This is a genomic window from Streptomyces sp. 8K308 (genome assembly GCF_004348315.1).
Lineage (GTDB): Bacteria > Actinomycetota > Actinomycetes > Streptomycetales > Streptomycetaceae > Streptomyces.
The window spans coordinates 1-19005 of the sequence record NZ_SMKC01000052.1; the positions used below are offsets into that span (position 1 = coordinate 1).

Annotated in this window: 17 protein-coding genes; 15 read left to right on the forward strand and 2 right to left on the reverse strand. The window is 70.9% G+C overall.

Annotation, left to right across the window (positions count from 1 at the left end):
- The first annotated feature begins 121 nt into the window (after positions 1–121).
- Genes E1265_RS10720 through nuoN form a run of 14 tightly spaced genes read left to right on the forward strand, consistent with a single transcriptional unit; the run spans position 122 to position 16178 of the window.
- Positions 122–481 carry an NADH-quinone oxidoreductase subunit A gene (locus tag E1265_RS10720; RefSeq protein WP_132930030.1) on the forward strand — a complete coding sequence of 120 codons (360 nt, stop codon included), beginning with the start codon at positions 122–124 and terminating at the stop codon, positions 479–481.
- An 18-nt stretch (positions 482–499) separates the two neighbouring features.
- Positions 500–1054, forward strand: coding sequence for an NADH-quinone oxidoreductase subunit B (locus E1265_RS10725; RefSeq protein ID WP_132930031.1), 555 nt, complete (start codon positions 500–502; stop codon positions 1052–1054).
- Between the two features lie 44 nt (positions 1055–1098).
- Complete coding sequence (locus tag E1265_RS10730; protein ID WP_243740687.1) at positions 1099–1782, forward strand: NADH-quinone oxidoreductase subunit C; 684 nt, start codon at positions 1099–1101, stop codon at positions 1780–1782.
- Positions 1782–3119 (forward strand): NADH-quinone oxidoreductase subunit D, encoded by a 1338-nt coding sequence (locus E1265_RS10735; protein WP_132930033.1) that lies wholly within the window; start codon positions 1782–1784, stop codon positions 3117–3119. Before E1265_RS10730 ends, E1265_RS10735 begins: the two co-directional genes overlap by 1 nt.
- Complete coding sequence (gene nuoE / locus E1265_RS10740) at positions 3116–3973, forward strand: NADH-quinone oxidoreductase subunit NuoE (RefSeq protein WP_132930034.1); 858 nt, start codon at positions 3116–3118, stop codon at positions 3971–3973. Before E1265_RS10735 ends, nuoE begins: the two co-directional genes overlap by 4 nt.
- Complete coding sequence (gene nuoF, locus E1265_RS10745) at positions 3973–5337, forward strand: NADH-quinone oxidoreductase subunit NuoF (RefSeq protein ID WP_132930035.1); 1365 nt, start codon at positions 3973–3975, stop codon at positions 5335–5337. Before nuoE ends, nuoF begins: the two co-directional genes overlap by 1 nt.
- The gene (locus E1265_RS10750) at positions 5334–7844 is read left to right on the forward strand and encodes an NADH-quinone oxidoreductase subunit G (protein ID WP_132930036.1); all 2511 of its coding nucleotides are present in this window, start codon (positions 5334–5336) and stop codon (positions 7842–7844) included. Before nuoF ends, E1265_RS10750 begins: the two co-directional genes overlap by 4 nt.
- 29 nt (positions 7845–7873) lie before the next feature.
- Positions 7874–9223: an NADH-quinone oxidoreductase subunit NuoH gene (gene nuoH, locus E1265_RS10755; protein ID WP_132930059.1), complete on the forward strand. Its 1350-nt coding sequence runs from the start codon at positions 7874–7876 to the stop codon at positions 9221–9223.
- Entirely contained in the window at positions 9216–9827 is a 612-nt protein-coding gene (gene nuoI, locus E1265_RS10760) for an NADH-quinone oxidoreductase subunit NuoI (protein ID WP_132930037.1), read from the forward strand. The genes nuoH and nuoI overlap by 8 nt, the downstream gene beginning before the upstream one ends.
- Positions 9824–10729, forward strand: coding sequence for an NADH-quinone oxidoreductase subunit J (locus E1265_RS10765; protein WP_132930038.1), 906 nt, complete (start codon positions 9824–9826; stop codon positions 10727–10729). Before nuoI ends, E1265_RS10765 begins: the two co-directional genes overlap by 4 nt.
- Positions 10726–11025, forward strand: a complete 300-nt coding sequence (nuoK, locus tag E1265_RS10770; RefSeq protein ID WP_132930039.1) for an NADH-quinone oxidoreductase subunit NuoK — start codon at positions 10726–10728, stop codon at positions 11023–11025. Before E1265_RS10765 ends, nuoK begins: the two co-directional genes overlap by 4 nt.
- Before the next feature lie 14 nt (positions 11026–11039).
- The gene (gene nuoL / locus E1265_RS10775) at positions 11040–12935 is read left to right on the forward strand and encodes an NADH-quinone oxidoreductase subunit L (protein ID WP_132930040.1); all 1896 of its coding nucleotides are present in this window, start codon (positions 11040–11042) and stop codon (positions 12933–12935) included.
- Positions 12936–12938: 3 nt separating this feature from the next.
- Positions 12939–14555, forward strand: coding sequence for an NADH-quinone oxidoreductase subunit M (locus E1265_RS10780; RefSeq protein WP_132930041.1), 1617 nt, complete (start codon positions 12939–12941; stop codon positions 14553–14555).
- Positions 14556–14570: 15 nt separating this feature from the next.
- Positions 14571–16178 (forward strand): NADH-quinone oxidoreductase subunit NuoN, encoded by a 1608-nt coding sequence (gene nuoN / locus E1265_RS10785; protein ID WP_132930042.1) that lies wholly within the window; start codon positions 14571–14573, stop codon positions 16176–16178.
- An 82-nt stretch (positions 16179–16260) separates the two neighbouring features.
- Here nuoN and E1265_RS10790 read toward each other — a convergent pair whose 3' ends face one another.
- Positions 16261–16860, reverse strand: coding sequence for a hypothetical protein (locus E1265_RS10790; protein ID WP_132930043.1), 600 nt, complete (start codon positions 16858–16860; stop codon positions 16261–16263).
- Positions 16861–17081: 221 nt separating this feature from the next.
- On the reverse strand, positions 17082–17681 hold the full coding sequence (locus E1265_RS36965) for a hypothetical protein (protein ID WP_165953721.1): 600 nt from the start codon (positions 17679–17681) through the stop codon (positions 17082–17084).
- Between the two features lie 251 nt (positions 17682–17932).
- Here E1265_RS36965 and E1265_RS10800 point away from each other — a divergent pair, with 251 nt between their 5' ends.
- The gene (locus E1265_RS10800) at positions 17933–18943 is read left to right on the forward strand and encodes a polyprenyl synthetase family protein (RefSeq protein WP_132930044.1); all 1011 of its coding nucleotides are present in this window, start codon (positions 17933–17935) and stop codon (positions 18941–18943) included.
- Positions 18944–19005 lie beyond the last annotated feature (62 nt).

Sequence of the window (19005 nt, forward strand, 5' to 3'; positions counted from 1 at the left end):
CAAAGTTGATGGGTGACCCCGTGTCGAAGGTCACAGGGGCCGGGGCATAGGATGCCTCCAGCTTTGTGAACTGACTCACATGCGACCAGCAGTCGCCGTCGACTGGAAGGAGCGAGGTGCGGTGAACGCGTACGTTCCCATCCTCGTGCTAGGGGCCCTCGCGGCCGCCTTTGTCGTCTTCTCCGTGGTCGCCGCCGCGATCATCGGTCCCAAGCGCTACAACCGGGCGAAGCTCTCGGCCTATGAGTGCGGTGTGGAACCCACGCCGCAGCCGGTGGGAGGCGGGCGCTTTCCCGTCAAGTACTACCTGACGGCGATGCTCTTCATCATCTTCGACATCGAGATCGTCTTCCTCTATCCCTGGGCCGTCCAGTTCGACGCGCTGGGGATGTTCGGGCTCGTGCAGATGTTGGTTTTCGTCGGCCTGATCGGCGTCGCCTACGCCTACGACTGGCGGCGCGGCGGCCTGGAGTGGGACTGAGGGAAGGGCGAACCTGAGATGGGTATCGAAGACAAGATCCCCGGCGGCTTCCTGCTGGACACGGTGGAGAACCTGGCGGGCCTGGCCCGGAAGTCCTCGGTGTTCCCCGCCACCTTCGGCCTGGCCTGCTGCGCGATCGAGATGATGACGACCGGCGCCGGCCGCTACGACCTGGCCCGCTTCGGCATGGAGGTCTTCCGCGGCTCCCCGCGCCAGGCCGACCTGATGATCGTCGCCGGTCGCGTCAGCCAGAAGATGGCGCCGGTGCTGCGGCAGGTCTACGACCAGATGCCGAATCCCAAGTGGGTCATCTCCATGGGCGTCTGCGCGTCCTCGGGCGGGATGTTCAACAACTACTCGATCGTGCAGGGCGTCGACCACGTCGTCCCCGTGGACATCTACCTCCCCGGCTGCCCGCCGCGGCCCGAGATGCTGATTGACGCGATCCTCAAGCTGCACGCCAAGATCCGCGAGGAGAAGCTCGGCATCAACCGCGAACAGGCCGCCCGCGAGGCGGAGGAGGCGGCCCTGAAGGCCCTGCCGACGATCGAGATGAAGGGGCTGCTCCGTTGAGCGACGACGCGCACGTGAATGGGAACACGAACACAAGCGGCGGGGTGCCGGCCGTCAGGGGCGCGGCCGGCGAGCCCATCGCGCGGCGGCGCGGCATGTTCGGCCCGCGGAACGGCGGGGACACCAGCGGCTACGGCGGCTTGGTGCGGACCGTCCACATGCCATCCGGCAGTTCCCGCCCCTACGGCGGCTACTTCGACGAGGTGGCCGACGAGCTGGAGGGCGCGCTCGAGGAGCAGGGCCTCGACCCGGACCGCGTGATCGAGCGCACCGTGGTGGACCGCGGGGAGCTCACCTTCCACATCGCCCGCGAGCACCTCAGGGCCGTGGCGCGGACGCTGCGGGACGACCCGGCGCTGCGGTTCGAGCTGTGCACCGGCGTCAGCGGGGTGCACAACCCGGAGGACCACGGGCGCGAGCTGCACGCCGTCTACCACCTGCGGTCGTTGACCCACGGCCGGCTGATCAGGCTGGAGGTCAGCGCGCCCGACGCCGACCCTCACGTCCCGTCCATCGTCGAGGTCTATCCCACCAACGACTGGCACGAGCGGGAGACCTACGACTTCTTCGGCCTGATCTTCGACGGGCACCCCGCGCTCACCCGGATCATGATGCCCGACGACTGGCAGGGCTTCCCGCAGCGCAAGGACTACCCGCTCGGCGGCATCCCCGTCGAGTACAAGGGCGCCCAGATCCCGGCACCCGACCAGCGGAGGTCGTACAGCTGATGTCTGCCACACACGCCACCCGAGCCGCCGAGGCCAGGGAGACCACGGAAGGCACGGTCTACACCGTCACCGGCGGCGACTGGGACGAGATCACCCAGGCCGCGGCCGACCGCGCCGACGACGAGAAGATCATCGTCAACATGGGTCCCCAGCACCCGTCGACGCACGGGGTGCTGCGGCTGATCCTGGAGATCGACGGCGAGACGGTCACCGAGGCGCGCGCCGGCATCGGCTACCTGCACACCGGCATCGAGAAGAACCTCGAGTACCGGACGTGGACCCAGGGCACCACGTTCGTGACGCGGATGGACTACCTGACGCCGTTCTTCAACGAGACGGCGTACTGCCTCGGCGTCGAGAAGCTGCTCGGCATCACCGACGACATCCCGGACCGGGCCAGCGTCATCCGGGTGCTGCTGATGGAGCTCAACCGGCTCTCCTCGCACTTCGTGGCCATCGCCACCGGCGGCATGGAGCTCGGCGCCACCACGGTGATGATCTACGGCTTCCGGGACCGCGAACACTGCCTCGACGTCTTCGAGCTGATCACCGGGCTCCGGATGAACCACGCGTACGTCCGCCCCGGCGGCCTCGCGCAGGACCTGCCGCCCGGCGCCATCGACGCGCTCCGCGAGTTCGTCAAGAAGATGCGGAAGAACCTGCCGGAGTACGACAAGCTCTGCACGTACAACCCGGTCTTCCGTAACCGCCTCAAGAACGTCGGCTATCTCGACCTCGCCGGCTGCCTCGCGCTCGGCGCCACCGGGCCGATCCTGCGCTCCGCCGGGCTGCCGCACGACCTGCGCAAGACCGACCCGTACTGCGGCTACGAGACCTACGACTTCGAGGTCCCCACCACCGACACCTGCGACTCCTTCGGCCGCTTCCTGCTGCGGCTCGAGGAGATGCGGCAGTCGCTGCGGATCATCGAGCAGTGCATCGAGCGCCTGGAGCCCGGCCCGGTCATGGTCGCCGACAAGAAGATCGCCTGGCCCGCGCAGCTCGCCCTCGGCCCGGACGGCCTGGGCAACTCGCTCGACCACATCAAGAACATCATGGGCACCTCGATGGAGGCCCTGATCCACCACTTCAAGCTGGTCACCGAGGGCTTCCGGGTCCCGGCCGGCCAGGTCTACACCGCCGTCGAGTCCCCCAAGGGCGAGCTCGGCGTGCACATGGTCAGCGACGGCGGCACCCGGCCGTTCCGGGTCCACTTCCGCGACCCCTCGTTCACCAACCTGCAGAGCATGGCCGCGATGTGCGAGGGCGGCATGGTGGCCGACGTGATCGTCGCCGTCGCGTCCATCGACCCCGTGATGGGAGGCGTCGACCGATGACGGACGTGAACCTCGGGATGCCCGAGCTGCCCGCGCCCGCCTACCCGGCGGACGTCCAGGAGCGGCTCGCGGCCGACGCGGCGCAGGTCATCGCCCGCTACCCCGACAGCCGCTCCGCGCTGCTGCCGCTGCTGCACCTGGTGCAGTCCGAGGAGGGCTACGTCACCCGCACCGGCATGGCGTTCTGCGCCGACCAACTCGGCCTCACCACCGCCGAGGTGACCGCGGTCGCCACCTTCTACTCCATGTACCGGCGCAAGCCGTCCGGCGAGTACCAGGTGGGCGTCTGCACCAACACCCTGTGCGCGGTGCTCGGCGGGGACGCCATCTTCGCCGCCCTGCAGGAACACCTGGGCGTGGGCAACGGCGAGACCACCGAGGACGGCAAGGTCACCCTCGAGCACATCGAGTGCAACGCGGCCTGCGACTTCGCGCCGGTGCTGATGGTCAACTGGGAGTTCTTCGACAACCAGACCATCGAGTCGGCCAAGCGCCTGGTGGACGAGCTGCGCGCCGGCGCCGAGGTCACCCCGACCCGCGGCGCCCCGCTCTGCGACTTCAGGCAGACCGCCCGGGTGCTCGCCGGCTTCCCCGACGAGCGCCCCGGCGCCGTCGCCGCCGGCGGCAGCGCGGGCCCCGCCTCGCTCGCCGGGCTCCGCCTCGCCCGCGGCGAGACCGGCCCCGGCACCGTCGTGCCGCCGCGCTCCGGCGCCGAGCCGGCCGGCCGCACCTCGGAGCCGGCCGAGCCCGGCCAGCCGCCGGCCACCCACCCCAGCTCACACGACGCTCCCCAGCCGAGTTCGGCCTCCGACCCACGGCACCCCGCCGGGCCGGTGACCGAGGAGGACGAGTGATGACCGTGACCGCCGAAGAGCTCAACGAGGCAGGGCCCGAGAAGATCCTCGCGCCGGTGCTCTCCGCCACCTGGGACACGCCCGACTCCTGGACCCTGGACGTCTACCGCGCGCACGGCGGCTACCGGGGCCTGGGTAAGGCGCTCGCCATGCCGCCCGACGACGTCATCGCCTACGTCAAGGAATCGGGCCTGCGCGGCCGCGGCGGCGCCGGCTTCCCGACCGGGATGAAGTGGCAGTTCATCCCGCAGGGCGACGGCAAGCCGCACTACCTGGTGGTCAACGCCGACGAGTCGGAGCCGGGCACCTGCAAGGACATCCCACTCCTGTTCGCCAATCCGCACGCGCTGATCGAGGGCATCGTCATCGCCTGCCACGCCATCCGCTCCAACCACGCCTTCATCTACCTGCGCGGCGAGGTCGTCCCCGTGCTGCGGCGGCTGCAGTCCGCCGTGGCCGAGGCGTACGCCGCCGGCTACCTCGGCAAGGGCGCGCTCGGCGAGGGCGGCGACCTGGACATCACCGTGCACGCCGGCGCCGGCGCCTACATCTGCGGCGAGGAGACCGCGCTGCTCGACTCGCTCGAGGGGCGCCGCGGCCAGCCGAGGCTCCGACCCCCCTTCCCCGCGATCGCCGGCCTCTACGCCTGCCCCACCGTGGTGAACAACGTCGAGTCCATCGCCTCGGTTCCCGCCATCATGGACCGGGGCAAGGAGTGGTTCCGCTCCATGGGCAGCGAGAAGTCGCCCGGCTTCACCCTCTACTCGCTCTCCGGGCACGTGGCGCGCCCGGGGCAGTACGAGGCGCCGCTCGGCGTGACGCTCCGCGAACTCCTCGACCTCAGCGGCGGGATGCGCCCCGGCCACCGGCTGAAGTTCTGGACCCCGGGCGGCTCCTCGACCCCGATGTTCACCGATGAGCACCTCGACGTCCCGCTCGACTACGAGGCGGTCGGCGCCGCCGGCTCCATGCTGGGCACCAAGGCCCTGCAGTGCTTCGACGAGACCACCTGCGTGGTGCGGGCCGTCACCCGCTGGACCGAGTTCTACGCGCACGAGTCCTGCGGGAAGTGCACCCCGTGCCGCGAGGGCACCTACTGGCTCGTCCAACTGCTGCGCGACATCGAGGCGGGCAAGGGGCTCCTCAGCGACATCGACAAGATCGCCGACATCGCGGACAACATCAACGGCAAGTCCTTCTGCGCGCTCGGCGACGGCGCCGCGAGCCCCATCTTCTCCTCGCTCAAGTACTTCCGCGACGAGTACGAGCAGCACATCACGGGCCGGGGCTGCCCCTTCGACCCGGCGAAGTCCACCGTCTGGGCGGACGACGACACTTCGGCTCACCTGGAGGTGAACGCATGACGGCCACCGCCGACGAGCTGACGGCCAAGGCCGCCGAGGACCTGGTCAGCCTCACCATCGACGGCATCGAGGTCTCGGTGCCCAAGGGCACGCTCGTGATCAGGGCCGCCGAGCAGTTGGGCATCGAGATCCCCCGGTTCTGCGACCACCCGCTGCTCGACCCGGCGGGCGCCTGCCGGCAGTGCATCGTGGAGGTCGAGGGCCAGCGCAAGCCGATGGCGTCCTGCACCATCACCTGCACCGAGGGCATGGTGGTGCGGACCCAGCTCACCTCGCAGGTCGCCGAGAAGGCGCAGCGGGGGGTGATGGAGCTGCTGCTGATCAACCACCCGCTCGACTGCCCGGTCTGCGACAAGGGCGGCGAGTGCCCGCTGCAGAACCAGGCGATGTCCACGGGCGACCCGGAGACCAGGTTCGACGGCGTCAAGCGCACCTTCCAGAAGCCGGTGCCGATCTCCGCGCAGGTGCTGCTCGACCGGGAGCGCTGCGTGCTGTGCGCCCGCTGCACCCGCTTCTCGCAGCAGGTGGCGGGCGACCCGATGATCGAGCTGCTTGAGCGTGGCGCGCTGCAGCAGGTGGGCACCGGCCAGGGCGACCCGTTCGAGTCCTACTTCTCTGGCAACACCATCCAGATCTGCCCGGTGGGCGCGCTGACCTCGGCCGCCTACCGGTTCCGCTCCCGGCCCTTCGACCTGGTGTCGTCGCCCGGCGTCTGCGAGCACTGCTCGGGCGGCTGCGCCATGCGCACCGACCACCGGCGCGGCAAGGTGATGCGCCGCATGGCCGAGAACGACCCCGAGGTCAACGAGGAGTGGATCTGCGACAAGGGCAGGTTCGCGTTCCGCTACGCGCAGCGGCCCGACCGGCTGACGGGACCGCTGGTGCGGGACCGGGAGACCGGCGAGCTGGCCCCCGCGAGTTGGCCCGAGGCGCTGCGGGTCGCGGCCGAGGGCCTGACGGCCGCGCGGGAGCGGGGCGCGGCGGTGCTCACCGGCGGCCGGCTGACCGTCGAGGACGCCTACGCCTACGCCAAGTTCGCCCGGGTCGCGCTCGGCACCAACGACATCGACTTCCGGGCCCGCCGGCACAGCCAGGAGGAGGCCGCGTTCCTCGCCTCGCACGTCGCCGGCCACGGCGTCGACCTGGACGGCGGCGGCCCCGGCTACCGGGGTCTGGAGGCCGCGCCGGCCGTGCTGCTGGTCGGCTTCGAGTCCGAGGAGGAGGCGCCTGGCGTCTTCCTGCGGCTGCGCAAGGCGGCCCGCAAGCGCGGCCAGCGGGTGTTCTCCGTCGCCACCCACATCAGCCGGGGCCTGGCCAAGACCAACGGCACGCTGCTGCCGGCCGCGCCGGGCACCGAGCCCGACTGGCTCGAGGCGCTGGCCGGCAACGCCGACAACCTGGGCGACGCGGGCGGCCGGGCGGCCGCCGCGCTGCGCGAGCCTGGCGCGCTGATCATCGTCGGTGAGCGGCTCGCCGCCGTCTCCGGCGGCTACACGGCGGCCGTGGCGGCCGCCGGCGCGACCGGCGCGAGCCTGGTGTGGGTCCCGCGCCGGGCGGGCGAGCGGGGCGCGATCGAGGTGGGCGCGCTGCCCGGGCTGCTGCCCGGCGGCCGGCCCGTCTCCTCGTCCCGTGCCCGCCAGGAGGTGGCCGCGGCCTGGGGCCTCGACGCCCTGCCCGAGGCGGCCGGCCGCGACACCGCCGGGATCCTGGCGGCCGCGGCGGCCGGCGAGTTGGGCGCGCTGCTGGTCGGCGGCGTCGAGCCGGCCGACCTGCCGGACCCGGCGGGCGCCCGCGCCGCGCTGGACGCGGTGGCGCGCGACGGCTTCCTGGTCAGCCTCGAACTGCGGCCGTCCGAGGTGACCGAGCGCGCCCACGTGGTGCTGCCGGTGGCCGCGGTGGTGGAGAAGGAGGGCTCGTTCCTCAACTGGGAGGGCCGGGTCCGCCCGTTCGCCGCGGCCGTCAAGCCGGACCAGATGACCCGCCGCCTGGTGCAGACCGACGCCAGGGCGCTCACCATGCTCGCCGACGCGATGGGCCTGTCCCTGGGGCTGCCCGACGTGTACGCCGCGCGCCGCGAGTTGGACGCGCTGGCCGACTGGACGGGCGACCTGCCGCTCGGCCCGACCGCGCCGTCCGCCGAGCTGCCGAGCCCCGGCGCCGGCGAGGCCGTGCTCGCCGGCCACCGGCTGCTGCTCGACCAGGGCCGGCTCCAGGACGGCGACCCGGCGCTCGCCGCCACCCGGCACGCCGCCGTCGCCCGGCTCAACGCGGCGACCGCGGGCGAGGCGGGGGTCGCGGACGGCGAGCCGCTGGTCGTGACGGGTCCTGCCGGCTCCGTCGAGCTGCCGCTGGCCGTCACCGAGGAGATGCCCGACCGGGTGGTGTGGCTGCCGCTGAACTCCGTGGGCGGCGGTGTCGCCGACGACCTGGGCGTCACGCCGGGCGCGGTGGTCTCCATCGCGGCCGCCTCCCAGGCCCCCGCTGATGTCGAGGAGGTGACCGCGTGATCGAGCTCGCGGAGGAGACCGACCTGTCCATGTTCGGGGACGACCCGTTCTGGCTGATCGTGCTCAAGGCGGTGTTCTGTTTCGCGTTCCTGCTGGGCCTCGTGCTGGTCAGCATCGTCATGGAGCGCAAGGTCCTCGGCTGGATGCAGCTGCGCATCGGCCCCAACAGGCACGGCCCGTGGGGCATGCTCCAGTCGCTCGCCGACGGCGTGAAGCTGATGCTCAAGGAGGACATCGTCGTCCGGGGCGCCGACCGCTTCGTGTACCTGCTGGCACCGGTGCTGGCCGCCATCCCGGCGTTCATGGCGATCGCGGTGATCCCATTCGGCCCCAAGGACGACCCGGTCAACATCTTCGGCACCGAGACCGTCCTCCAGCTCACCGACCTCCCGGTCGCCCTGCTCTACGTGCTGGCCACCGGCGCCATCGCCGTCTACGGCACGGTGCTCGCCGGCTGGTCGTCCAACTCGACCTACCCGCTGCTCGGCGGCGTGCGGGCGACGGCGCAGATCATCTCCTACGAGGTCGCGATGGGCCTCAGCTTCGCCGCCGTCTTCCTCTACTCCGGGTCGATGTCCACCTCGGCCATCGTGGACGCCCAGGAGGACCGCTGGTTCATGGTCCTGCTGCCGGTGTCCTTCCTGATGTACATGGTGGCGATGGTCGGCGAGGCGCACCGCCCGCCGTTCGACATGCCGGAGTCCGAGGGCGACCTGGTCGGCGGCTACCTCACCGAGTACTCGTCCATCAAGTTCGCCTTCTTCATGATGTCCGAGTACATCCACACGGTCGCCGTCTCCACCCTGATGGTCACCCTCTTCCTCGGCGGCTGGCGCGCCCCGGTGCCGCTCAGCTTCTGGGAGGGCGCCAACTCCGGTTGGTGGCCCATGCTCTGGTTCACGATCAAGGTCTGCGCCGTCATCTTCTTCTTCATGTGGATCAGGGCCTCGCTGCCCCGTGTCCGCTACGACCAGTTCATGGTGCTCGGCTGGAAGGTCCTCATCCCGATCGCGCTGGTCTGGCTGATGCTGGTCGCCACCGTGCGGGCGATGCAGAACGAGGACTACGAGTTCCGCGACATCGTGCTCTGGGTCGGCAGCGGGGTGCTGGTCCTGCTGCTCCTCTCCTTCGTCGTCGACGTCTTCCGCGACCGCGCGGACCAGCGACTCGAAGCGGAGGAGGCCGCGAAGGCGGCCGAGCCGTTCGACCCGATGGCCGGCGGCTACCCCGTGCCGCCGCTGCCCGGGCAGACCCTGCCGCCGGTGCCGCGCCGGCCATCCCGCGCCGAGCGGGTGCCCGCCAGCGCGGGCGGCACGGGCGGCCACACCACAGTCAACGGCAGCCACGACGGAAAGGGAGGCGAGGACGGCGATGCCTGAGATCCACAATCCGCTGGGCGGCTTCGGACTGACCTTCAGGGCCATGTTCAAGAAGCGGCTCACCGAGCAGTACCCGGAGGAGAAGAAGCCGACCGCGCCCCGTTTCCACGGCCGGCACCAGCTCAACCGGCACCCGGACGGCCTGGAGAAGTGCATCGGCTGCGAGCTGTGCGCCTGGGCCTGTCCCGCCGACGCCATCTATGTGGAGGGCGCGGACAACACCGAGGAGGAGCGGTACTCCCCGGGCGAGCGCTACGGCCGCGTCTACCAGATCAACTACCTGCGCTGCATCCTGTGCGGCCTGTGCGTCGAGGCGTGCCCCACCAGGGCGCTCACCATGACCAACGAGTACGAGCTGGCCGACCGCACCCGCGCCTCCCTGATCTACACCAAGGAGGAGCTGCTCGCCGGCCTCCAGGACGGCATGGTCGAGGCCCCACACGCCATGTACCCGGGCACCGACGAGCAGTCGTACTACCGGGGCGAGGTGACGCGCGCCGCGCCCGACACCGTCCGGCAGGTGCCCGGCACCGTCCAGGACGCCGTGGACGAGGACCCGATCACGGCCGCCTCCAAGCTGCACGAGCCGGGAGTGCAGGCATGAGCGCTCTCGCCCCCCTCACCTCGCTGGCCGCCGAGACCTCCACCTCCTCGGGCGAGGCCGTCCAGTTCTGGATCCTCGCCCCGCTGGCGGTGGCCGGCGCGCTCGGCACCGTGCTGCTGCGCAGGGCCGTCCACTCGGCCCTCTCGCTGGCCGGCACCATGGTGCTGCTCGCCCTCTTCTACCTGGCCAACGGCGCTTACTTCCTCGGCGTGGTGCAGATCGTCGTCTACACCGGCGCCGTGATGATGCTCTTCCTCTTCGTGTTGATGCTGGTCGGCGTCAGCGCGACGGACTCGCTCAAGGAGACCCTCACCGGGCAGCGTTGGCTGGCGGCCGGCTGCGGGCTCGGGCTCGGCATCCTGCTGACGGCCGGCATCGGGCAGGCCGTCACCGGCTCCTTCACCGGGCTGGCCGAGGCCAACGCCGGCGGCAACGTGCAGGGCATCGCCTCGCTGCTGTTCACCCGCTACGTGGTGGCCTTCGAGGTGACCGGCATCCTGCTGACCATCGCCGCCGTCGGCGCCACGCTCCTCACCCACCGCGAGCGCGTCGAGCGCATCAAGTCGCAGCGCGAGCAGTCCGAGGACCGGGTGCGCGCCGGCACGCACGTGCCGCCGCTGCCCGCGCCAGGCGTCTACGCCCGCCACAACGGCGTGGACATCCCGGGCCTGCTGCCCGACGGCACCCCGTCCGAGCTGACCGTCAACGCCACGCTGCGCGCCCGCGGGCAGGTCCGCGAGGTGCACCGGGAGGCGGTGGACGCCGTCGCCGCCATCGAGCAGCACACCGCGACCTACCACGGCCAGCGGGTTCCCCCCAAACCGAAGGCGATCGAGAGCGCCGACCAGGCGGTCGAGGACGACAACGAGAACGACGGCGAGACGGTGGAGGTGAAGCGGTGAACCCCGAGAACTACCTCTTCCTCTCCGCCCTGCTGTTCACGGTGGGCGCCTGCGGGGTGCTGCTCCGGCGGAACGCCATCGTGCTGTTCATGTGCATCGAGTTGATGCTCAACGCCGCCAACCTGGCGCTGGTCACCTTCTCCCGCATGCACGGCAACCTGGACGGCCAGATCATGGCGTTCTTCGTGATGGTGGTGGCCGCCGCCGAGGTCGTGGTGGGGCTCGCGATCATCATCATGGTGTTCCGCTCCCGCCACTCGGCCTCGGTCGACGACGCCAGCCTGATGAAGCTGTAAGGGGAACGAAACCAGTGGAGTCATTGATCGCACTGCTCATCGCGGCCCCGCTGCTGGGCGCCGCCGTGCTCCTGGTGGGAGGGCGGCGGCTCGACCGGTTCGGCCACTGGCTGGGCACCGGTCTCGCCGCGGTGTCGTTCGTCCTCGCCGCCGTGCTCTTCTTCGACCTCCTCGGCGAGGAGGCCGAGCACCGCACCCTGCACCAGCACCTGTTCAGCTGGGTGCCGGTGGCCGACTTCCGGGCCGACGTGGCGTTCCAGCTCGACCAGCTGTCGATGACCTTCGTCCTGCTGATCACGGGCGTCGGCACCCTGATCCACCTCTACTCCGTCGGCTACATGGAGCACGACGAGCGGCGGCGCCGCTTCTTCGGCTACCTCAATCTGTTCCTCGCGGCCATGCTGCTGCTGGTCCTGGCCGACAACTACCTGCTGCTGTACGTCGGCTGGGAGGGCGTGGGTCTCGCGTCCTACCTGCTGATCGGCTTCTGGCAGCACAAGCCGAGCGCGGCCACCGCGGCCAAGAAGGCGTTCGTGGTCAACCGGGTCGGCGACGTCGGCCTCTCGATCGCGATCTTCCTGATGTTCACGACCTTCGGCAGCTTCGCGTTCGACACCGTCCTGCCCAACGCCACCTCCACGAGCGAGGCGACGCTCACCGGCATCGGCCTGATGCTGCTGCTCGCCGCCTGCGGCAAGTCGGCGCAGGTGCCGCTCCAGTCCTGGCTCGGCGACGCGATGGAGGGCCCGACCCCGGTCTCGGCCCTGATCCACGCCGCCACCATGGTGACCGCAGGCGTCTACCTGGTGACCAGGTCCGCCGACGTCTTCAACGCGGCGCCCGACGCGCAGACCGTCGTCATCACCGTCGGCGCGGTCACGCTGCTCTTCGGTGCCATCGTCGGTTGCGCCAAGGACGACATCAAGAAGGCGCTGGCCGGCTCCACCATGTCGCAGATCGGCTACATGATGCTGGCCGCGGGCCTCGGCCCGCTGGGCTACGCCTTCGCCATCATGCACCTCGTCACCCACGGCTTCTTCAAGGCCGGGCTCTTCCTGGGCGCCGGCTCGGTGATGCACGGCATGAACGACGAGGTCGACATGCGGCGGTACGGCGGGCTGCGGAAGCACATGCCGATCACCTTCGCCACCTTCGGCCTCGCCTACCTGGCGATCATCGGCTTCCCCTATCTCTCCGGCTTCTTCTCCAAGGACGAGATCATCTACGCCGGGTTCTCCAAGGGCGGTGGCCAGGGCTGGCTGCTCGGCGGCGTGATGCTGCTCGGCGCGGCGCTCACCGCGTACTACATGACCCGCATCATGCTGCTGACGTTCTTCGGCGAGAAGCGCTGGCAGCCGGACGCCAACGGACACGAGCCGCACCCGCACGAGTCCCCGCTGACCATGACCATCCCGATGGTGGTGCTGGCGGTGGGCTCGGTGGCCGCCGGCTTCCTGTTCGACCTCGGCTCCTCCTTCGAGCACTGGCTCGAGCCGGTCACCGGCATCGCGCACGGCGACTCGCCGGTCAGCCACGGCATGGTGTCGGTCGCCGCCACCGGCGTGATGGTGATCGGCGTGGCCGGCGCCTGGTTCCAGTACGGCCGCCGTCCGGTGCCCGTGGTGGCCCCGACCGGCTCCCTGCTGACCCGGGCGGCCAGGCGCGACCTGCTCCAGGACGACTTCAACCACGCGGTGCTCGTCCAGCCGGGCAACTACCTCACCCGCGGCCTGGTCTACGTCGACCACAAGCTGGTGGACGGCGTGGTCAACGGCACGGCCGCCGCGTTCGGCGGTCTGTCCGGGCGACTGCGGCGGGTGCAGAACGGGTTCGCCCGCTCCTACGCGGTCTCGATGTTCGGCGGCGCGGTCCTGCTGGTCGCCGCGACCCTGCTGATGAGGGCGGTCTGAGTTATGTCATTTCCCCTGCTGACGGCCACGGCCGTGGCCCCGGCCATCGGCGCCGTGGCCACCGCGGCCGTGCCGGCCGCGCGGCGGACCGCCGCGAAGTGGCTGGCGCTCGGCTTCTCGCTCGTCACCCTCGGCTTCGCGCTCGCGGTGGTGCTGCGCTTCGACACGGGCGCCGACGCCGACCGGTTCCAGCTCACCGAGTCCCACTGGTGGATCCGGGACTTCGGGATGCGGTACGAGCTCGGCGTGGACGGCGTCGGCGTCGCGCTGATCGCGCTGACCGCCGTGCTGATCCCGTTCCTGATCGGCGCCGGCTGGAACGACGCGGACCCGGCCGAGCGAGAGGCGCCGGCGACCCGGCGCTGGCGGCCCACCCAGGGCTTCTTCGCGTTGATCCTGCTCGTCGAGGCGATGGTCATCATGTCCTTCGCCGCCACCGACGTCTTCCTCTTCTACGTGTTCTTCGAGGCCATGCTCATCCCGATGTACTTCCTCATCGGCGGCTTCGGGGACCGGGCGGGGAGCGGCGACGAGGAGGGCCAGGCGCGGCAGCGCACCTACGCGGCCGTCAAGTTCCTGCTCTACAACCTGGCTGGCGGCCTGGTGATGCTGGCGGCGGTGATCGGCCTGTACGTCGCGACGGCCGACCAGCTGCCGGAGGGCACCTTCTCGCTGCGGGCCATTCTGGAGGCGCGGGCCTCGGGCGAGCTCGACCTCGCCACGTCGACCGAGCGCTGGCTGTTCCTCGGTTTCTTCCTCGCCTTCGCCATCAAGGCGCCGCTGTGGCCGCTGCACACCTGGCTGCCCAACGCGATGGGCGAGTCGACGGCCCCGGTGGCCGTGCTGATCACCGCTGTGGTCGACAAGGTCGGCACCTTCGCGATGCTCCGCTTCTGCCTCGGCCTCTTCCCCGACGCCAGCCACTGGGCGACCCCGGTGGTCCTCACGCTGGCGCTGGTCAGCATCCTCTACGGCGCACTGCTCGCCATCGGCCAGCGGGACATGAAGCGGCTGATCGCCTACGCCTCGATCAGCCACTTCGGCTTCATCGTGCTCGGCATCTTCGCGATGACCAGCCAGGGCCAGGGCGGCGCCACGCTCTACATGATCAACCACGGGGTCGCCACGGCCGTGCTGATGCTGGTGGCCGGCTTCCTGATCTCGCGGCGCGGCTCGCGGATCATCGCCGACTACGGCGGCGTGCAGAAGACGGCGCCGGTGCTGGCCGGCACCTTCCTGGTCGGCGGCCTGGCCACGCTCTCGCTGCCCGGCACCGGTCCCTTCGTGAGCGAGTTCCTGGTGCTGGTGGGCACGTTCAGCCGCTACCAGGTGGCCGGCATCGTCGCCTCCGCGGGGATAGTGCTGGCGGCGCTGTACGTGCTGATCCTCTATCAGCGCACCATGACGGGCCCGGTGAAGGCGGGGCTCGAGAAGCTGCCCGACCTGCGGGTGCGTGAGCTCGCCGTGGTGGCCCCGCTGATCGCGCTGGTGATCTTCCTCGGCGTCTACCCGCGGCCGCTCACCGACATCGTCAACCCGGCCGTCGAGCACACCCTGTCCGACGTCGACCGGCAGGACCCGGCGCCGCAGGTGCCCGAGGCGGAGGCCGCACATGAGTAACTCAGGAGGGGCGCAATGAATCCTGGAGACCTGACCGCTCCGGACATCGAGTGGATCGCGCTCTCGCCGAGCCTGATCGTGTACGGGGCCGCCATCGTCGGCATCCTGATCGAGGCGTTCGCGCCCCGCAGGACGCGCTACGCGGCCGAGGTGGTCCTCGCCACGCTGGCGCTCGCGGCCGCGTTCGCCGCGGTGGTCGGCCTGGCGGCCGGCGACCGCGGCACCTCCGAGTCGCAGGTGGCCGGCATGGGTTCGCTGGCCGTCGACGGTCCCGCGCTCTTCCTGCAGGGTGTGATCCTGCTGGTGGGCCTCGTGTCCGTGTTCCTGTTCGCCGAGCGGCGACTCGAGCCGGCGGCGCACGGGGCGCCCGTCGACTCCTTCGCGGCGCAGCCGGCGGCCGTGCCGGGCGGCGCGGCCGAGCGCGAGGCGGTGCGGGCCGGGCACACCACCACGGAGATCTTCCCGCTGCTGCTGTTCGCGGTGGGCGGCATGCTGCTGTTCACGGCGGCCAACGACCTGCTGGTGCTGTTCATCGCGCTGGAACTGCTGTCGCTCCCGCTCTACCTGCTGTGCGCGCTGGCCCGCCGCCGGCGGCTGCTGTCGCAGGAGTCGGCCGTCAAGTACTTCCTGCTCGGCGCGTTCGCGTCCGCGTTCCTGCTGTTCGGCATCGCGCTGCTGTACGGCTACGCGGGCACGGTGTCCTACGCGGGCATCCGGGACGTCGTCGCGGGCAACCCGGCCAGCATGGACCCGGGCCTCGCCTCGACCATGGGCAACGACGCGCTGCTGCTGATCGGCGGCGCGATGGTGCTGATGGGCCTGCTGTTCAAGGTGGGCGCGGTGCCGTTCCACATGTGGACACCGGACGTCTACCAGGGCGCGCCGACGCCGGTCACCGGCTTCATGGCGGCGGCCACCAAGGTCGCGGCCTTCGGCGCGATGCTGCGGCTGCTGTACGTGGTGCTGCCCGGCATGCGCTGGGACTGGCAGCCGGTGCTGTGGGGCGTGGCGATCGCCTCGATGGTGGCGGGCGCGGTGATCGCGATCACCCAGACCGACGTGAAGCGGCTGCTGGCGTACTCGTCGATCGCGCACGCCGGGTTCATCCTGGCGGGCGTGGTGGCGGTCTCCGAGGACGGCGTCTCCTCGGTGCTGTTCTACCTGGGGGCCTACTCCTTCGTCACGTTGGGCGCGTTCGCCGTGGTGACGCTGGTGCGGGACGCCGGGGGCGAGGCCACCCACCTGTCCAAGTGGGCCGGTCTCGGGCGGCGTTCTCCGCTGCTCGCGGCGGTCTTCGCGCTCTTCCTGCTCGCCCTGGCCGGCATCCCGCTGACGTCCGGTTTCGCGGGGAAGTTCGCGGTGTTCCGGGCGGCGGCCGACGCGGGCGCGATGGGCCTGGTGATCGTCGGTGTGATCGCCTCGGCGATCGCGGCGTTCTTCTACATCCGGGTGATCGTGCTGATGTTCTTCAGCGAGCCGAAGGCCGAGGGGCCCTCGGTGGTGATCCCGAGCCCGCTGACGATGTCGGTGGTGGCGGTGGCCGCCGTGGCGACGCTGGTGCTCGGCGTGGCGCCGCAGTACTTCCTCGACCTGGCGGGCCAGGCGGGCACGTTCGTGCGGTGAGCGTGGCATGACAGAGTGATGGCCCGGAACCCCTGCGGGGGTTCCGGGCCATCACCGTTCTACTGGTGTGCCCGCAGCAGGCTCAGCCGGCGTTGTACTCGTCGATGATGCGGCCGATCTCGGCCTGCTCCTCGGAGCTGAAGCCGCCGGTGGCCAGGTTCCGCATGGTGGCGGTGTCGCCGCCGGACCAGGTCACGTTGAGGGTGTCGCCATCGAGGGAGACGGTGGCGGACATGTCGCTCCAGGAGCCGCCGTAGCTCTGGCAGTCCTCGAGGGTGATGGTGCCCTCGGCGTAGGAGCCGGTGCAGTAGTCGGTGGCGTTCGGGTCGAAGCTGGAGTAGAAGAGGATCTCGCCGGTCGCAGCGTCGATCTCGAAGTTGGTGGTGTCGACGGTGGCGCTCTCGTACCAGTCGCCGTCCAGTTCCTCGATGGTCGGGGCCGGGCCGGTGGCGCCGCCCGTGTCGCCGCCGGTGTCGCCGCCCGTGTCGCCCCCGGTGGTGCCGGTGTCGCCGGTCTCCTCGCCGCCGGTGGTGCTGCCCGGGTCCTCCGTGCTCTCCTCGGAGCCGCCCGAGGTGCCGCCGGTGCCGCCGAAGGCGCCGCCCTCGTCGTCGTTGCAGCCCGTGAGCGCGAGCGCGGTGGCCGCGGCGACGACGGGCAGGGCGAGCCGTATTGCCTTACGCATGGATTCCCCTAGTACGGTTGAACTCGATGAAGGCAGGTTATATGCCTGCCGGGGTGGGTAGGTCGTTGTGTTACACGCTTGAGGCAATCCACGCTGGACTGATACCTGTGTGGCGATTCGTGGGTGTGGCGGGTGAATGTGTGTTCCCGCGCATGCCGGTGGCCCGGGTCCCCCCGTGGGACCCGGGCCACCGTTGCCTCCTCAAGCGGCTGTGCCTGGGGTCAGCCGCCGAGCTCCGCCTCGAGCTCCTCGAGCTCGGCCAGGCTGTCCTCGAGCTCGCTCAGGTCCATGTCCCCGAGGTCGCCCAGCTCGCCGAGGTCCATGTCCGCCAGCATGTTGCTGTAGGTCTCGGTCAGGCCGGACGCCCAGGTGACGGCGATGGTGCCGTCGCCGGGCCAGGTGACGGTGGCCGACATGTCGGTCCACTCCTCGTCGCCGTACACGGTGCACTCGGTGAGGGTGATGGTGCCGTCGGCGTAGGTGCCGTCGCACGTGTCGCCCTCGCCGCCCATGTCCTCGAAGAAGGAGACGGTGCCGTCGAAGATGTCCAGGTTGTGCGAGGTGGACGTGTTGTTCAGGTCGACGTACCAGCTGCCCGTGATCTGCTCGGCGGTCGGAGCCGAACCGCCGGCGCCGCCGGCCTCGCCGCCGGCCTGGTCGTCGGCGGCCTCCTCGCCCTCGCCGCCGCCCGTGGTCTCGGAGGCGCCGTTGTCGTTGCCGGCGTCGTTGCTGTTCGACTCCTCGTCCTCGCCACAGGCGGTGAGCGACAGGGCCAGGGCGGCGGCGACGGCCGGCAGGGCGAGCCGTATTGACTTACGCATGAATTCCCCTCGTGCGTACAAACGTTGTACTCGGTGCCGGAAGATTATCTGCTCGGTGAGGCGGGTAGATCGCCGTGTTACGCGCTCATGGCAATCGGTGCCGTACTGATACGTATGTGAGAGCGGTGTCGCCGTGGTGCCCACGGGAGAAGGGGGCGGGGCGCGGAAGACGGTGGTACGTCCTGGTGGTGATCCACTTCCGACCGGTTACGCTGCGGGGGGTATCGGACCGGAAGACAGGGGAGTCACTCGTGACCGTCGTGGGACCCTTCGGGGACAGCGTGCGGGACCCGGCCCTGGAAGCCGAGCTCCAGGCAGGGCTGACGGCTGTCGAGGCGGGGCTGATCGAGGCCACCAAGAGCGACGTCCCCTTCATAACGGAGACGGCGCAACACCTGGTGCGCGCGGGCGGCAAGCGGTTCCGACCGTTGTTGCTGCTGCTGGCGGCCCGGTTCGGCGATCCGGAGGCGCCGGGGGTGGTCCCGGCGGCTGTGGTGGTGGAGCTGACCCACCTGGCCACCCTCTACCACGACGACATCATGGACGAGGCCGAGGTGCGACGCGGGGTGCCGAGCGCCAACGCCCGCTGGAGCAACTCGGTCGCGGTGCTCACCGGCGACTTCCTCTTCTCCCGCGCCTCGTCCATAGTGGCCGACCTGGGCCCCGAGGCCGTGCGTATCCAGGCCGAGGCGTTCGAGCGTCTGGTGACGGGACAGATCCAGGAGACCGCCGGGCCGAGGCCAGGCGAGGACCCGATCGCCCACCACCTGGAGGTGATCGCCGGCAAGACCGGCTCGCTGATCGCCGTCGCGGGGCGGATGGGCGCGATGATGTCGGGCGCCCCCGAGCCCGTGGTCCACACCCTGGCCCAGTACGGCGAGCGGATCGGCGTCGCCTTCCAACTCGCGGACGACGTGCTGGACATCGCGAGCGACGGGCGCGAGTCGGGCAAGACGCCCGGCACCGACCTGCGGGAGGGCGTCCCCACGCTGCCGGTGCTGCGGCTGCGGCAGCTGGCAAGGGACGGCGGCTCGCCGGCCGACAAGGAGCTGTGCGCCCTGCTGGACGGCGACCTGACGGACGACGCCAGGCACGCCGAGGCCCTGGAGCGGCTGCGGGCCCATCCGGCGCTTGAGCTGGCCAGGCGCGACGCGCTGTCCTTCGCCGAGCGGGCCCGCAGGACGCTCGACCCGCTGCCCGACGTGCCGGCCAGGCGGGCGCTCGCCGACCTCTGCGACGTGGTCGCCGACCGCACGGCGTAGATCGGCGCGGCCGCTCGCCGCTCCGCCGTTCCCCTCGGCCCGCCCCCGGGTAGAAACCCCTA

Excerpts from the sequence above, each read along its gene's own strand:
- E1265_RS10725 (WP_132930031.1), top strand. The coding sequence starts at position 500 with ATGGGTATCGAAGACAAGATCCCCGGCGGCTTCCTGCTGGACACGGTG.
- E1265_RS10735 (WP_132930033.1), top strand. The coding sequence starts at position 1,782 with ATGTCTGCCACACACGCCACCCGAGCCGCCGAGGCCAGGGAGACCACG.
- nuoE (WP_132930034.1), top strand. The coding sequence starts at position 3,116 with ATGACGGACGTGAACCTCGGGATGCCCGAGCTGCCCGCGCCCGCCTAC.
- nuoF (WP_132930035.1), top strand. The coding sequence starts at position 3,973 with ATGACCGTGACCGCCGAAGAGCTCAACGAGGCAGGGCCCGAGAAGATC.
- E1265_RS10750 (WP_132930036.1), top strand. The coding sequence starts at position 5,334 with ATGACGGCCACCGCCGACGAGCTGACGGCCAAGGCCGCCGAGGACCTG.
- nuoH (WP_132930059.1), top strand. The coding sequence starts at position 7,874 with ATGTTCGGGGACGACCCGTTCTGGCTGATCGTGCTCAAGGCGGTGTTC.
- nuoI (WP_132930037.1), top strand. The coding sequence starts at position 9,216 with ATGCCTGAGATCCACAATCCGCTGGGCGGCTTCGGACTGACCTTCAGG.
- E1265_RS10765 (WP_132930038.1), top strand. The coding sequence starts at position 9,824 with ATGAGCGCTCTCGCCCCCCTCACCTCGCTGGCCGCCGAGACCTCCACC.
- E1265_RS10780 (WP_132930041.1), top strand. The coding sequence starts at position 12,939 with ATGTCATTTCCCCTGCTGACGGCCACGGCCGTGGCCCCGGCCATCGGC.
- nuoN (WP_132930042.1), top strand. The coding sequence starts at position 14,571 with ATGAATCCTGGAGACCTGACCGCTCCGGACATCGAGTGGATCGCGCTC.
- E1265_RS10790 (WP_132930043.1), bottom strand. The coding sequence starts at position 16,860 with ATGCGTAAGGCAATACGGCTCGCCCTGCCCGTCGTCGCCGCGGCCACC.
- E1265_RS36965 (WP_165953721.1), bottom strand. The coding sequence starts at position 17,681 with ATGCGTAAGTCAATACGGCTCGCCCTGCCGGCCGTCGCCGCCGCCCTG.